The organism is Yersinia nurmii, from assembly GCF_001112925.1.
GTDB classification, from domain to species: domain Bacteria; phylum Pseudomonadota; class Gammaproteobacteria; order Enterobacterales; family Enterobacteriaceae; genus Yersinia; species Yersinia nurmii.
On record NZ_CPYD01000004.1, the window covers coordinates 73,865 to 88,641 of the forward strand.

A 14,777-nucleotide genomic window follows, 5' to 3' on the forward strand; every position below is an offset into this window, starting at 1 on the left:
AATTAAAGCTATGAATGCAGGTGCCGATAAATAAGGGGACGGTGATTGAAGCCGTAGGCAATGAGCCTAAACCTTAGCCGAAACATATTTAAAGGAAATAATACTATGGCGGTAATTAACACTAACAGCCTGTCTCTGCTGACTCAGAACAACCTGAACAAATCCCAGTCTACTTTGGGCACCGCCATTGAGCGTCTGTCTTCTGGTCTGCGTATCAACAGCGCGAAGGACGATGCAGCGGGTCAGGCGATTGCTAACCGTTTCACTTCTAACATCAACGGTCTGACTCAGGCTGCGCGTAACGCGAACGACGGTATTTCACTGTCTCAGACCGCGGAAGGCGCGTTGGGCGAAATCAACAACAACCTGCAGCGCGTACGTGACCTGACCGTTCAGGCGCAAAGCAGCTCTAACTCTGCGTCTGATATCGATTCCATCCAGTCTGAAGTTAACCAGCGTATGGAAGAAATCAACCGCGTCACCAAGCAAACCGATTTCAACGGCATCAAAGTGTTGGATAACCGTACTGCGACCGATACTGGTTATGATTTCCAGGTGGGTTCTAAAGACGGCGAGAAAATCAGCATCGCTATCGGTTCAAGCGCCGGCTGGAACTTGGCTGCGGCGAAAGCAGATGGCACTTCATCTGATTCAGTGAATACCTATGCTTTCACTAAAACTACAGACGCTTCAGCAGCACAAACTGCATATGATGCAGCGAAGAAAACCTCTGATGCATCTGGCCTCGCTGCGGATATCACTATAACAGCTACAGCGAAAACCGATCTTGACGCTAAAATGAAGCTGGCAGCGGACGCAGGCGAAGCGGTTAACGGCAACGTGCGTACCGTAGCGGCGAAAGGCTTCGACGTACTGAAAGGCACCGTTGGTGCAGATAGCAAAGCTCCGGGCACCACACCATTGGCTGACATTGATAAAGCCCTGAAAGCGGTTGATACTCAGCGCAGTACTTTGGGTGCGTCTCAGAACCGTTTTGAGTCAACCATCACTAACCTGAACAACACCGTCAACAACCTGACTTCTGCACGTAGCCGTATTCAGGATGCCGATTACTCTACCGAAGTGTCCAACATGAGCCGTGCGCAGATCCTGCAACAGGCGGGGACTTCCGTATTGGCACAGGCTAACCAGGTTCCACAAACTGTCTTGTCTCTGCTGCGTTAATTTCCAGTCGAGTAAGGTACCGAGCCTCCGCATCGCGGGGGCTTTTTTGTTTTAGGCGTTTGAATAAAAATCTGTATGAAGGGTAAAGATTCATTAAAGATATCAATGTTAGTGCCGATAAATAAGGGGACGGTGATTGAAGCCGTAGGCAATGAGCCTAAACCTTAGCCGAAACATATTTAAAGGAAATAATACTATGGCGGTAATTAACACTAACAGCCTGTCTCTGCTGACTCAGAACAACCTGAACAAATCCCAGTCTACTTTGGGCACCGCCATTGAGCGTCTGTCTTCTGGTCTGCGTATCAACAGCGCGAAGGACGATGCAGCGGGTCAGGCGATTGCCAACCGTTTCACTTCTAACATCAACGGCCTGACTCAGGCTGCGCGTAACGCGAACGACGGTATTTCACTGTCTCAGACTGCGGAAGGCGCGTTGGGCGAAATCAACAACAACCTGCAGCGCGTACGTGACCTGACCGTTCAGGCGCAAAGCAGCTCTAACTCTGCGTCTGATATCGATTCCATCCAGTCTGAAGTTAACCAGCGTATGGAAGAAATCAACCGCGTCACCAAGCAAACCGATTTCAACGGCATCAAAGTATTGGATAACCGTACTGCGACCGATTCCAACTACGATTTCCAGGTGGGTTCTAAAGACGGCGAGAAAATCAGCATCGCTATCGGTTCAAGCGCAGGCTGGAACTTAGCAGCAGCGGGCGCTGGCGGCGTGTCTGGCGATACTGTAAACACCTACGAATTCAAAACCACGAAAGCCGTTAGCGATCAACAAGTGATTGTTGATGCTAAAAACACGGATTACCTGGCGAAGAAAGCCATCTCTGATGCCGATGCCACTAAACTGCCTGATACCACTGCAGCTAAAGCTGCATTGGATACAGAAACTGCCAAAATGCCAGCTTTGATGAAAACTGCGACTGACGCAGGCGAAGCGGTTAACGGCAACGTGCGTACCGTAGCAGCGAAAGGCTTCGACGTACTGAAAGGCACCGTTACCGGCGGCGCTGCTGGCGTTGCAGATGGTGGTAGTCCATTGGCTGCTATCGATAAAGCCCTGAAAGCGGTTGATACTCAGCGCAGCGTGTTGGGTGCGTCTCAAAACCGTTTTGAGTCAACCATCACTAACCTGAACAACACCGTCAACAACCTGACTTCTGCACGTAGCCGTATTCAGGATGCCGATTACTCTACCGAAGTGTCCAACATGAGCCGTGCGCAGATCCTGCAACAGGCGGGGACTTCTGTATTGGCACAGGCTAACCAGGTTCCACAAACTGTCTTGTCTCTGCTGCGTTAATTTCCAGTCGAGTAAGGTATCGAGCCTCCGCATTGCGGGGGCTTTTTTGTGTCTGTTATTTATTGTTTTTTTTAATAAAAACACGCGATTTAATTAAAGCTATGAATGCAGATGCCGATAAATAAGGGGACGGTGATTGAAGCCGTAGGCAAGAAGCCTAAACATTAGCCGAAACATATTTAAGGAATAATACCATGGCGGTAATTAACACTAATAGCCTGTCTCTGATGACACAAAATAACCTGAACAAATCCCAGTCTTCTTTGGGCACCGCCATTGAGCGTTTGTCTTCTGGTCTGCGTATTAACAGTGCCAAGGATGACGCTGCGGGTCAGGCTATCGCCAACCGTTTTACTTCTAACATCAACGGTCTGACTCAGGCTGCGCGTAACGCGAACGACGGTATTTCACTGTCTCAGACCGCGGAAGGCGCGTTGGGCGAAATCAACAACAACCTACAGCGCGTACGTGACCTGACCGTTCAGGCGCAAAGCAGCTCTAACTCTGCGTCTGATATCGATTCCATCCAGTCTGAAGTTAACCAGCGTATGGAAGAAATCAACCGCGTCACCAAGCAAACCGATTTCAACGGCATCAAAGTATTGGATAACCGTACTGCGACCGATTCCAACTACGATTTCCAGGTGGGTTCTAAAGACGGCGAGAAAATCAGCATCGCTATCGGTTCAAGCGCAGGCTGGAACTTAGCAGCAGCGGGCGCTGGCGGCGTGTCTGGCGATACCGTCAATACTTACGCATTTACTAAGAAAGCTGCGGTTGATACAGCACAAACTGATTACGACGCGAAGAAAAAAATCTCTGATGCCGATGCCACTAAACTGCCTGATACCACCGCAGCTAAAGCGGTTCTCGATACCAAAATGAAAGAAGCGACTGACGCAGGCGAAGCGGTTAACGGCAACGTGCGTACCGTAGCGGCGAAAGGCTTCGACGTACTGAAAGGCACCGTTACCGGTGGCGCTACCGGTACTGCAGATGCGGGTGGTCCTTTGGCTGCTATCGATAAAGCCCTGAAAGCGGTTGATACCCAGCGCAGTACTTTGGGTGCGTCTCAGAACCGTTTTGAGTCAACCATTACTAACCTGAACAACACCGTCAACAACCTGACTTCTGCACGTAGCCGTATTCAGGATGCCGACTACTCTACCGAAGTGTCCAACATGAGCCGTGCGCAGATCCTGCAACAGGCGGGGACTTCCGTATTGGCACAGGCTAACCAGGTTCCGCAGACCGTCTTGTCACTGCTGCGTTAATTTGGTCAGGGTTTAATTATGCAAAGGCGGCTCTAAGCCGCCTTTTGTCATAGGGTAGCATCCCCATAAGGGTATTAGCCTATGATACATGCAAGCATTCCAGCAACGGGAAGGGGTATTAAGTGAAAGAACTTCAGGTCATTCAGCCAGATTATGTGGCTAACTTTAGCTGTGTAGGCTCTGCCTGCCGCGACCATTGCTGTAAACGCTGGAGTATTACACTCGATAAAGATACTTATCGAAAATATGCGAAAAGCCAGAATGCGGATATCAGACGTATCGCTGTAACCAATATTATTGTGAGTAAAAAAAGTCAGGAAAATTGGGCTTCCATAAAGTTGAATGAAGAACAAAATTGTCCTTATTTAGATGAAGAGCGTCTGTGTAATGTGCATAAACGTCTGGGGGGGAGAGCATTAAGCGTCACTTGTGCTACCTATCCGCGTATGGAGCATATATATAAAAAGCAAAAATTAAATACGTTAACCATTTCCTGTCCGGAAGCTGCGCGCCAAGTATTGCTGAATCCTAATGCATTAAATATGCAGGCGACGACTATTACTCAAACGGGAAATTTCAAAGCCTCTGATCTGAATATGGAAAATCAGTTGGTTAATCTGTTCTGCGCCAATTTAATTATGCCGGAGCAAAGCCGTATCGAAGAAAATCTTTACGCCATCACATCATTCTTGTTGTATTACCAAAAATTAAGCGGTGATGTAGAAAGTAAGTTACCCGCAATGGAAACCGCCTTTGGTGATTTGGTCAATAAATTACAGAATGGTGACATTGCAGGATATCTTAGTAACATTCCATTTAATCAGGGACTTCAGTGGCAGCTATTAATGCGGTTGCAGAAGTTTACTACTGATGCACCACACGCGCGCGGCCGCGAAACGTTATTTGGTTATTTGGGCCATTTAATCAACCACTTGGTGGTCGATTTTGATAATGAGCAGTTGGAAGAACGGATGAAACAGTTGGGTAACGTATGGAATGAGCAGGCGATGCCTTTCCTGAACCAGCGTCCTTATCTGTTGCGTAACTATTTCCTATACCGTTTACACCACGACCAGTTTGCAATGAAAGGCGATCAGCCTCTGCTAAAGAGCCTGTATCTTCTGGTGGTCGATTATTTCTTCATCAAGTCGTTGATCAGCGCTCATTTGATTAAAGTTGGCGATCTGACCGAAGAACATGTTATCGATATTTTCTACTCCTATCACACTTTCCGCCAGCATAGCGCCAAGGCCACCGCCGATTTTATCCATGAAATCGATCAAGTCAAAGTGAACGACGATTTATCTCTTTTGCAACTGCTGGTGTAGTCAAACGTGCTGTGGCGCAGGTTTAAACTGGCCTGCGCCAACTATTTTATACAGAAATGCTTTGTCACTCCCGAACTAAAAAAGCGCATAAGGCAAATAGCCGCCCTTTTCTATGTCTATTCCGGCGATTGTCTGCGTGACCTGACAGGATAATGGTACGACTCTCTTACCCGTAGGTGCCTGTCATAGTGAGCGATCTATATACCGCCGAAGGCGTGATGGATAAAAATTCCCTCTGGCAACGCTACGTTCCTCTGGTTCGCCACGAGGCACTGCGTTTGCAGGTTCGCCTGCCTGCCAGTGTAGAACTGGATGACCTGCTGCAAGCCGGTGGTATTGGGCTGCTGAACGCCGTCGAACGCTACGATGCGCTACAGGGGACTGCCTTTACCACCTATGCCGTGCAACGTATTCGCGGTGCAATGCTGGATGAGCTGCGTAGCCGCGATTGGGCACCACGCAGCGTTCGCCGCAATGCGCGCGAAGTGGCACAGGCTATGCGTCAGGTTGAACAAAAAGTCGGGCGACCGGCGACGGAACAAGAGGTTGCCCAGATTCTGGATATCAATCTGGATGAATACCGCCAAATCTTATTGGATACCAATAATAGCCAGCTGTTCTCCTACGATGAGTGGCGGGAGGAGCACGGCGAAAGCGTTGAACCCGTATTGGAAGGGCATGATGATGCCAATCCGTTGCAGCACCTGTTGGAAGGGAATCTCCGTCAGCGCGTCATTGAAGCGATCGAGGCATTGCCTGAACGCGAGAAAATGGTGCTGACGCTGTATTACCAGGAAGAGCTGAACCTGAAGGAAATCGGCGCAGTGCTAGAGGTGGGGGAATCCCGCGTCAGCCAGCTTCATAGCCAGGCGATTAAACGCTTACGTGCCCGCCTGAATAACGACTCTTAATTCACATTCGCTCAATTTTATTTTTTGCTTTAGCCTAATTTATGCAGGTCTTCTTATGTCTGGACTTACCTTAAAGAAAAGGCCCCTGAGCCGCTATCTAAAAGATTATAAACACACTCAAACCCACTGCTCCCACTGTAATAAACAATTGGAACGTATGGCGTTGGTTTTCCGTGGGCAAATTATTAATAAAGAAGCCATTGCCGGAATGGATCAGCCGATTGACGATCAGGTCTGGGTTAATTTACAAAATGAGTTGACGGCGCTGTGCCGCTTTTGCAGTGAGATATATTGTAATAGTTCGCCGGGTTATTTTGACATTATGGCATTCAAACAATATTTATTTGAACAAACTGAGATGAGTCACAGTACCGTTAGGGAATATGTGGTGCGTCTGCGTCGTTTGGATGAAATGCTGGTGGCAAGTAATTATCCGGCAGAGAAATTTGCCAGTGAGACCATGCATCAGCGAATTATCGACGATCTGCCAAATGCGGCACATAATAATTATCGCATTGCATTGCGCAAATACGATCAATATTTGGCCTGGCAAAAAAATTACTAAATTTTATTCAGTTCTTGATTAACGCCCGACGGGAGAATATTGCCTCGTCGGGCGTTTTGCATTTGTATACTCTAATAATCGATTTAGCCTTCACTAAAGTCAGTGATTAATCATCTGACATCTGATAAATCTATAGAATCGTTCTATTTCATTCCTTTGGAGGATCTGTGACTCTTCAACAAAAACTGGCGCAATTTCCGCGTCTGGATCTGGTTGGGCATACCACGCCCTTAGAAAAACTTTCCCGCTTGTCTGATTATTTAGGCCGTGAAATTTACATCAAACGAGACGATGTCACGCCGGTTGCTCTGGGGGGAAATAAACTGCGTAAACTGGAGTTTTTGGCTGCGGAAGCCTTACGGCTGGGTGCGGATACGCTGGTCACGGCGGGGGCTATTCAATCTAACCACGTTAGGCAAACTGCCGCCGTTGCAGCCAAACTAGGCTTGCATTGCGTGGCACTGTTGGAAAACCCGATGGGAACGCAGGCAGAAAACTATCTGAGCAACGGTAACCGCCTGCTATTGGACCTGTTTAATGCGGAAGTAGTGATGTGTGACGCTTTGGTCGACCCCAATGCGCAATTGGCCGAGCTGGCTACCCGATTGGAGGCGCAGGGATTCCGTCCTTATGTGGTGCCGGTGGGCGGATCTAATGCTTTGGGAGCCTTGGGTTACATTCAGTGTTCGCTGGAGATAGCCGCGCAGTCGCAGGGCAAAGTTAATTTCAGCTCAGTCGTAGTGGCATCCGGTAGTGCAGGAACTCATGCCGGTCTGGCGGTGGGTTTACAACAGTTATTGCCGGAAGTGGAATTGATTGGTGTGACCGTTTCACGCAAAGCCGAAGAGCAGCGGCCAAAAGTGGCACAAATTCAGCGAGACCTGGCTCTTTCCCTCGGTATTTCTACCGTTGCGGATATCAATTTGTGGGATGAATACTTCGGCCCGCAGTACGGTATTCCTAATGATGAAGGCACGGCGGCTGTGCAGTTATTGGCGCAGCAGGAAGGGGTGTTACTGGACCCGGTTTATACCGGTAAAGCCATGGCTGGGCTGATCGACGGACTGGCACAACAGCGCTTCTGTGATAACGGACCAATATTATTTATCCATACAGGTGGCGCGCCGGCATTGTTTGCCTATCATCCTCATATATGAGGATCGATATTATTTATTCCATTTTCAACTATAGTTATCAGGTTATATTCCTTTATTTGATTCATAAGACTGATAACGTAGCGATATCAAAACGATAAACATGACAATCGGGGTATCTATGGGCTTTTCAATTGTACGTCGTCGAGTGGTTCTGGGCATGATGGCGGTGGCACTGGCTACGGGTTTGAACGTCAAATCCTATGCGGCAGGCGATCTGTTGGATCAGGTTAAGCAACGTGGAACTCTCATTGTCGGGCTGGAAGGAACTTATCCGCCGTTTAGCTTCCAAGGTGAAGACGGCAAGCTGACCGGTTTCGAAGTGGATTTCGCAAATGCATTGGCGGAACACATGGGTGTGAAGGCGAAAATACAGCCTACCAAATGGGACGGCATGCTGGCATCGCTGGAGTCCAAACGTATTGATGTCGCTATCAATCAGGTAACCATTTCCGAAGATCGTAAGAAAAAATACGATTTCTCAACGCCTTATACGATTTCTGGTATTCAGGTTCTGGTTAAAAAAGGCAACGAAGGCAAATTCAACAAGCCGGAAGATTTGCAGGGCAAGAAGGTCGGAGTCGGTTTGGGCAGTAACTATGAGCAATGGCTGCGAACCAATCTGAAAGGCGTTGATATTCGTACTTATGATGATGACCCAACTAAATATCAGGATCTGCGTATTGGTCGTACCGATGCCATTCTGGTTGACCGTTTAGCCGCGCTGGATCTGGTGAAGAAAACCGGTGATACCTTGGTTGCTGCGGGGCCGGCTTTTGCCCGCCAGGAATCTGGCGTAGCGCTGCGAAAAAATAATCCGGAGCTGTTAGCGGCGATCAATCAGGCAATTGCTGAAATGCAGAAAGATGGCACTTTGGCGAAGATTTCAGAGAAATATTTTGGTGCGGACGTAACTAAATAATGCAAGAAAGCATTCAACTGGTGCTGGATTCAGCACCATTTTTACTGAAAGGTGCCTGGTTAACCCTCCAGCTCAGTCTGGGGGGAATGTTTCTGGGATTAGCGCTGGGCTTTATGCTGGCTATGATGCGTTTGTCCCATTTTTTACCTTTTTCACTGTTTTCTCGTTTCTACGTTTCAATATTTCGCGGCACGCCGTTGATCGCCCAGTTGTTTATGATTTATTACGGTTTACCGCAATTCAATATTGAACTGGACCCGATGCCGGCTGCACTGCTCGGTTTATCTCTAAATACCGCCGCTTATACCTCGGAAACGCTTAGGGCTGCTATTTCTTCGATTGAGAAAGGGCAGTGGGAAGCCGCGGCCAGTATCGGTATGACGCGCTGGCAGACCCTCTATCGGGTTATTCTGCCGCAGGCCGGGCGCACGGCGCTCCCGCCGTTGGGCAACAGTTTTATCGGGCTGGTAAAAGATACTTCACTGGCGGCAACGATTCAGGTGCCGGAACTGTTCCGGCAGGCACAGTTAGTGACTTCGCGTACATTGGAAGTCTTTACCATGTATCTGGCCGCCTCGTTGATTTACTGGATTATGGCTACGTTGCTGTCGGCGCTGCAGAATCGATTAGAAGCACATGTTAATCGTCAGGATCAGGAGTAACGATGAGTACCATTGAAGTGAAGAAATTGACCAAGCAGTTTAACGGTCAACAGGTACTGCATGGCATCGATCTACAGGTCAATACCGGCGAAGTGGTGGCGATTATTGGGCCGAGTGGCTCAGGTAAAACAACCTTGTTACGTAGCATTAATCTGTTGGAAATTCCTGATTCTGGCACTATTCGCGTTGGTGATATTCAGATTGACGGTTCTAAACCTATTAGTAAGCAGCAAAAGCAGGTGCGAGCGCTGCGTCAGCAGGTGGGTTTTGTGTTCCAGAACTTCAATTTATTCCCTCATCGTTCAGTGCTGGAAAATATTATTGAAGGACCGGTGATTGTGAAAGGGGAAAAGCGCGAATCCGCAGAGAAAAGGGCGCGCGCGTTGCTGGCAAAAGTAGGGTTGAGCGGCAAGGAGAATGCCTATCCGCGCCGTCTTTCTGGCGGTCAGCAGCAGAGAGTTGCGATAGCAAGGGCTTTGGCGATGCAGCCTGAAGTGATTTTATTCGATGAGCCGACTTCGGCGCTGGATCCTGAGCTGGTGGGCGAGGTGCTCAACACCATTCGAGCTTTGGCGGAAGAACGACGCACTATGGTGATCGTGACTCACGAAATGAGTTTTGCTCGCGATGTAGCTGACAGGGCGATCTTTATGGATCACGGGCAGATCGTCGAGCAGGGGATAGCGAAGGCATTGTTTGCAAATCCGCAGCATGAGCGCACGAAGCAGTTCTTAGATAAGTTTCTAAATAACAGATGATACCCAGGGGGCGCGTTTCAAAATCCCAATACCCCGTATATCTTCATTCGCCATGAAGGCTTCCGAGCAGGGTTGGCAGTCGCCCTAACCCTGCACCCACGCTTGGCATCTACAAACTTCCCTTATGTTCTCCTCGCCTTGTGAGCAGAGCGAGATTCGCCTGCGGGCTTGCTCAGAATTCCAGCTTGGCCCTGCGGCTCATGGCGCGCCGAGGAGCCTCAATTCGGTTGAGGTTGTAGAGGCAAGATATTCACTCATCGAATATCGACCGAAACTCGATCCGATTTCAGACTAACCTTAGATTTCGAACCTAAAAAACAAAAAGGCTCCTAAGAGCCTTTCCGTCATACAGACACCAACCATCAAACGATCAGCCGATAGTCATCAAACTGGCGTTGCCACCGGCAGCGGCGGTATTCACACTGAGTGAATGCTCCACTAGCAGACGTTCCAGCAGGATATTGGTTTCACCGCGCGCGAAGCCCTGTACTGACACAATTGCGCCGTCCCGCTGCGCCACTTGCTCGCACAGGGTACGTAGCTGATCGGCATCACCGTGGTAAATCACTGCGTCAAATACCGCCTTCTCACTCTGCCAGTCCGGCGTTAAGGTTAGTCGACTCTGTACGGCTGCAGGCAAGCGACGGAACAATTCCTTCTGAATACCGCTGTCTGGCCAGAGTACCTGACTGCCAACCGACAGCACTGCCGCCAGCTGAATCAAAGCGTCTTGCTCATTATCCGCCAGACACAACACCCGCTCACGCGGCAGTAGCGCATAGGTATTGCGCTCACCGGTTGGCCCCGGTAGTAGACGAATAGTTCCGCCCTGAGCCAGATCACCGTAGCGTTCAGCCAGGCTAACTAGCTCGCTTTGCTTCTGTTCGTTGGCCCAGCTAACTAGGGCGCGATGAGCGGTCAGCAGGGATTCACGTGCGGTGACGTCCTGCGGATGCTCACTGTCCTGACGCGCCAAGGTTGACGTTACCGCGTCTTCCGGACGACTACACAGCAGACGATACAAATACAGTGGCCCACCGGCTTTCGGCCCTGTGCCGGATAGCCCTTCTCCGCCGAATGGTTGCACCCCAACTACCGCACCGACCATATTACGGTTGACGTAAAGGTTGCCGACTTTGGCGCGATCGGTGACGCGAGCAATGGTTTCATCAATTCGGGTATGAATACCCAGCGTTAAGCCATAACCGGAAGCGTTGATTTGATCCACCAACGCGGTCAGGTTCTGTCGCTGGAAACGCACGACATGCAGTACCGGACCAAAGACTTCCTTTTGCAACTCGTCAAAGCTATCCAATTCGATCAGCGTCGGTTTGATAAAGGTGCCGCGTTGCCACTCTTTCTCATCCTGAGTATTCGCCTGCGCGGCCTGATAGACTTTGCGACCTTTGGCACGCATCGCCTGAATATGGCGCTCAATACCGGCTTTGGCTTCTGCATCGATAACCGGGCCGATGTCCGTAGACAGACGCTCAGGATTTCCCATACGACATTCCGCCATAGCGCCACGCAGCATTTGCAGCGTGTGCTCAGCCACGTCTTCCTGAATACACAGAATACGCAGGGCAGAGCAGCGTTGGCCCGCGCTGTCAAAGGCGGAAGCAACCACGTCGGTAACCACCTGTTCGGTCAGGGCGGATGAATCCACGATCATTGCGTTCAAACCGCCGGTTTCTGCGATTAACGGGGTTGGACGACCCTGAGGGTCGAGGCGACCGGCAATGCTACGTTGCAGAATGCTGGCAACTTCAGTAGAGCCAGTGAACATCACGCCGCGCACTCGCGCATCATTGACCAGCAAGGCACCAACGCTGTCACCCTGACCAGGCAACAGCTGCAATACGCCCTGCGGAATACCTGCATCCAGTAGAATACGCACCGCCTGAGCAGCGATCAGCGGGGTTTGTTCCGCCGGTTTTGCCAGCACGCTGTTACCTGCGGCGAGGGCTGCGGCAACCTGTCCGGTAAAAATGGCCAGCGGGAAGTTCCACGGACTGATACAAACCACCGGGCCAAGCGGGCGATGGCTGTCATTCGAGAAATCATCCCGAACCATTCCGGCGTAATAATGCAGGAAATCTACCGCTTCGCGTACCTCTGCAATGGCGTTGCTGAAGGTTTTACCGGCTTCGCGCACCAGAACGCCCATCAGGCTTTGCATTTGAGCTTCCATCAACTCGGCGGCGCGTACCAAAATGGCGGCGCGTTCTGTCGGCGGTGTGGCAAACCAGATTGGGCCAGCGGCTGCGGCAGCATCCAACGCGCGACTGACTTCATCGGCGCTGGCTTCACGTACATAACCCACCACATCACTCGGTTCTGCCGGGTTAATGACCGGTTGTTCTACGCCGCTCTGATCCCGTTCGGCATCAATAATCGGTTCTGCGCACCAAGGCTGGGTGGCGCTGCTTAATAGAGCACTGGAGAGTGAGGCCAGACGATGTTCATTAGCCAGATCCAAACCGCTGGAGTTGGCGCGGTCACTGCCGTATAAATCACGAGGCAATGGAATACGTGGATGAGGCAAACCTAACTGACCTTCAGTGGCGGCCAACGCCTCTACAGCGGCAACCGGATCGGCGACTAGCTCATCTAATGGTAGCGTTGCATCGGCAATACGGTTTACAAACGAGGTATTAGCGCCATTTTCCAGCAGACGACGAACCAAATAAGCCAGCAGCGTTTCGTGGGTGCCTACCGGTGCATAAATGCGGCACGGGCGATTGAGCTTGCCATCGGCCACTTTTCCTACCACTTGTTCGTACAGCGGCTCGCCCATGCCGTGCAGGCATTGGAATTCATATTGACCTGGATAATAGTTATTGCCCGCCAAATGATAGATGGCAGATAAAGTATGGGCGTTATGGGTAGCGAACTGAGGGTAAATCAGGTTTGGTACAGCCAGCAGTTTACGGGCGCAGGCGAGATAAGACACATCGGTATACACCTTACGGGTATACACCGGATAGCCTTCCAGACCCTCAACCTGTGCGCGCTTAATTTCACTATCCCAGTAAGCGCCTTTCACCAAACGAATCATTAGGCGACGACGGCTACGCTGTGCCATATCAATCACTGCATCAATGGTGAACGGACAGCGTTTTTGATAAGCCTGAATGACAAAACCGATACCGTTCCAACCGGCTAACTGCGGCTCGAAACACAGTTTTTCCAGCAGATCGAGGGAGATCTCCAGACGATCCGCCTCTTCGGCGTCGATATTGATACCAATATCATACTGGCGAGCCTGTAGCGTCAGGGACAATAGGCGAGGGTATAACTCATCCATCACACGCTCGTATTGAGCGCGGCTATAGCGCGGGTGTAGGGCAGAGAGTTTGATGGAAATACCCGGCCCTTCATAAATCCCGCGGCCATTAGAGGCTTTGCCGATAGCGTGAATCGCCTGCTGATAGGAAATCAGATAAGCCTGCGCATCGGCTTCGGTCAGCGCCGCTTCACCCAACATATCGTAAGAATAACGGAAACCTTTATCTTCCAGCTTACGCGCGTTGGCCAGCGCTTCTGCAATGGTTTCACCGGTGACGAATTGCTCGCCCATCAGGCGCATCGCCATATCCACGCCTTTGCGGATCAAAGGCTCACCACCTTTACCGATAATACGGTTCAGAGAGCTGGAGAGTTTGGCTTCATTATGCGTGGAGACCAGACGGCCGGTGAACAGCAAACCCCAGGTTGCTGCGTTAACAAACAGCGATGGGCTGCGGCCCAAATGGGAATGCCAGTTACCGTTGCTAATTTTATCGCGGATCAGCGCATCGCGAGTGGGTTTATCTGGAATACGCAGCAGCGCTTCCGCCAGACACATTAGCGCCACGCCTTCCTGAGAAGAAAGAGAGAATTCCTGCAACAGACCTTGCACCATACCGGCGCGGCCATTGGCACTTTTCTGGTTGCGCAACTTTTCGGCAATACCGTAGGCCAGTTTGTGAGTCGCATCGGCCAGATCGGCGGGCAAACGCGCCTGTTCCAGCAACATTGGAATGGCTTCGGTTTCCGGGCGGCGATAGGCGGCGGTGATGGCGGCACGGGTGACGGACTGCGGCAATATATGTTCTGCAAAATCAAGGAATGGTTGGTGGGCTGTTTCCACCGATTGCGGCATAATGTCGTCCGTTTCAGCAGGGGAAGCCGCGGCTAACGCTGGAATTTCTGGCATATCAGCGCCATTTTCTAGGCGTTCCAGATAGTTAAATATGGCCTGCTTAATCAGCCAGTGCGGGGTGCGATCAATTTGTTGTGCTGCCGTTTTAATACGATCGCGTGTCGCCTCATCGAGTTTCACGCCCATTGTTGTGCTGCCCATGCCGTCTGGCTCCTGTCCTGAATAAAGGGAGTTATGTTTTTTATGAGTCACAATATCCAGCATGTTGCAACTTTGTGCAACCGTGTTAAATCAGGGCGATTAACGAACTGTGAAATTAGTCGGATTTTTAACATTCTTTCTGGGCGTAGTGATTGCTTTGTTTTCATTGGGAGGGCGTTAACATTACGAAATACAGGGTTTTTGTGGGTTTTGCTTAGGGTGCAACTCACTTTGGAGTGCAAGGTGAAACCGGGAACTATTGTAAATGTGATGCAGGGTAAATTTTATGTAAATTTTTTGTTGAAAGAGTTGTTGCTAAAGAAGAGAGTCCACTAGGATAGTCTGCTCGACAAAT

11 protein-coding genes are annotated in these 14,777 nt (G+C 50.2%); 10 read left to right on the forward strand and 1 reads right to left on the reverse strand.

From position 1 onward, the window contains the following. The first annotated feature begins 105 nt into the window (after window positions 1-105). The 10 genes from AD970_RS06610 (at window position 106) to tcyN (ending at window position 10,077) form a co-directional block, all read left to right on the forward strand. Entirely contained in the window at window positions 106-1,185 is a 1,080-nt protein-coding gene (locus AD970_RS06610) for a FliC/FljB family flagellin (RefSeq protein WP_049597533.1), read from the forward strand. Window positions 1,186-1,381: 196 nt separating this feature from the next. Continuing rightward, the gene (locus AD970_RS06615) at window positions 1,382-2,503 is read left to right on the forward strand and encodes a FliC/FljB family flagellin (protein WP_049597534.1); all 1,122 of its coding nucleotides are present in this window, start codon (window positions 1,382-1,384) and stop codon (window positions 2,501-2,503) included. 194 nt (window positions 2,504-2,697) lie between these two features. Beyond that, window positions 2,698-3,777: a flagellin N-terminal helical domain-containing protein gene (locus tag AD970_RS06620; protein WP_049597535.1), complete on the forward strand. Its 1,080-nt coding sequence runs from the start codon at window positions 2,698-2,700 to the stop codon at window positions 3,775-3,777. Window positions 3,778-3,899: 122 nt separating this feature from the next. Further along, window positions 3,900-5,105: a flagellin lysine-N-methylase gene (gene fliB / locus AD970_RS06625; RefSeq protein WP_049597536.1), complete on the forward strand. Its 1,206-nt coding sequence runs from the start codon at window positions 3,900-3,902 to the stop codon at window positions 5,103-5,105. 188 nt (window positions 5,106-5,293) lie between these two features. Then, window positions 5,294-6,016: an RNA polymerase sigma factor FliA gene (locus tag AD970_RS06630; RefSeq protein WP_049597537.1), complete on the forward strand. Its 723-nt coding sequence runs from the start codon at window positions 5,294-5,296 to the stop codon at window positions 6,014-6,016. Between the two features lie 55 nt (window positions 6,017-6,071). Beyond that, window positions 6,072-6,581, forward strand: a complete 510-nt coding sequence (gene fliZ / locus AD970_RS06635) for a flagella biosynthesis regulatory protein FliZ (RefSeq protein ID WP_049597538.1) — start codon at window positions 6,072-6,074, stop codon at window positions 6,579-6,581. A 167-nt stretch (window positions 6,582-6,748) separates the two neighbouring features. Beyond that, window positions 6,749-7,738: a D-cysteine desulfhydrase gene (locus tag AD970_RS06640; protein ID WP_049597539.1), complete on the forward strand. Its 990-nt coding sequence runs from the start codon at window positions 6,749-6,751 to the stop codon at window positions 7,736-7,738. A 118-nt stretch (window positions 7,739-7,856) separates the two neighbouring features. Further along, entirely contained in the window at window positions 7,857-8,657 is an 801-nt protein-coding gene (gene tcyJ / locus AD970_RS06645) for a cystine ABC transporter substrate-binding protein (protein WP_049597540.1), read from the forward strand. Then, entirely contained in the window at window positions 8,657-9,319 is a 663-nt protein-coding gene (tcyL, locus tag AD970_RS06650; RefSeq protein ID WP_049597541.1) for a cystine ABC transporter permease, read from the forward strand. The genes tcyJ and tcyL overlap by 1 nt, the downstream gene beginning before the upstream one ends. A gap of 2 nt (window positions 9,320-9,321) precedes the next feature. Further along, window positions 9,322-10,077 (forward strand): L-cystine ABC transporter ATP-binding protein TcyN, encoded by a 756-nt coding sequence (gene tcyN / locus AD970_RS06655; protein WP_049597542.1) that lies wholly within the window; start codon window positions 9,322-9,324, stop codon window positions 10,075-10,077. A gap of 370 nt (window positions 10,078-10,447) precedes the next feature. On the opposite strand, the gene putA is transcribed toward tcyN, so the two are convergent. Further along, window positions 10,448-14,422 carry a trifunctional transcriptional regulator/proline dehydrogenase/L-glutamate gamma-semialdehyde dehydrogenase gene (gene putA, locus AD970_RS06660; RefSeq protein WP_049597543.1) on the reverse strand — a complete coding sequence of 1,325 codons (3,975 nt, stop codon included), beginning with the start codon at window positions 14,420-14,422 and terminating at the stop codon, window positions 10,448-10,450. Window positions 14,423-14,777 lie beyond the last annotated feature (355 nt).

Bases quoted from the DNA above. Each gene is read 5' to 3' on its own strand.
- AD970_RS06610 (WP_049597533.1), top strand. From the start codon at position 106: ATGGCGGTAATTAACACTAACAGCCTGTCTCTGCTGACTCAGAACAAC.
- AD970_RS06615 (WP_049597534.1), top strand. From the start codon at position 1,382: ATGGCGGTAATTAACACTAACAGCCTGTCTCTGCTGACTCAGAACAAC.
- AD970_RS06620 (WP_049597535.1), top strand. From the start codon at position 2,698: ATGGCGGTAATTAACACTAATAGCCTGTCTCTGATGACACAAAATAAC.
- fliZ (WP_049597538.1), top strand. From the start codon at position 6,072: ATGTCTGGACTTACCTTAAAGAAAAGGCCCCTGAGCCGCTATCTAAAA.
- tcyJ (WP_049597540.1), top strand. From the start codon at position 7,857: ATGGGCTTTTCAATTGTACGTCGTCGAGTGGTTCTGGGCATGATGGCG.
- tcyL (WP_049597541.1), top strand. From the start codon at position 8,657: ATGCAAGAAAGCATTCAACTGGTGCTGGATTCAGCACCATTTTTACTG.
- tcyN (WP_049597542.1), top strand. From the start codon at position 9,322: ATGAGTACCATTGAAGTGAAGAAATTGACCAAGCAGTTTAACGGTCAA.
- putA (WP_049597543.1), bottom strand. From the start codon at position 14,422: ATGGGCAGCACAACAATGGGCGTGAAACTCGATGAGGCGACACGCGAT.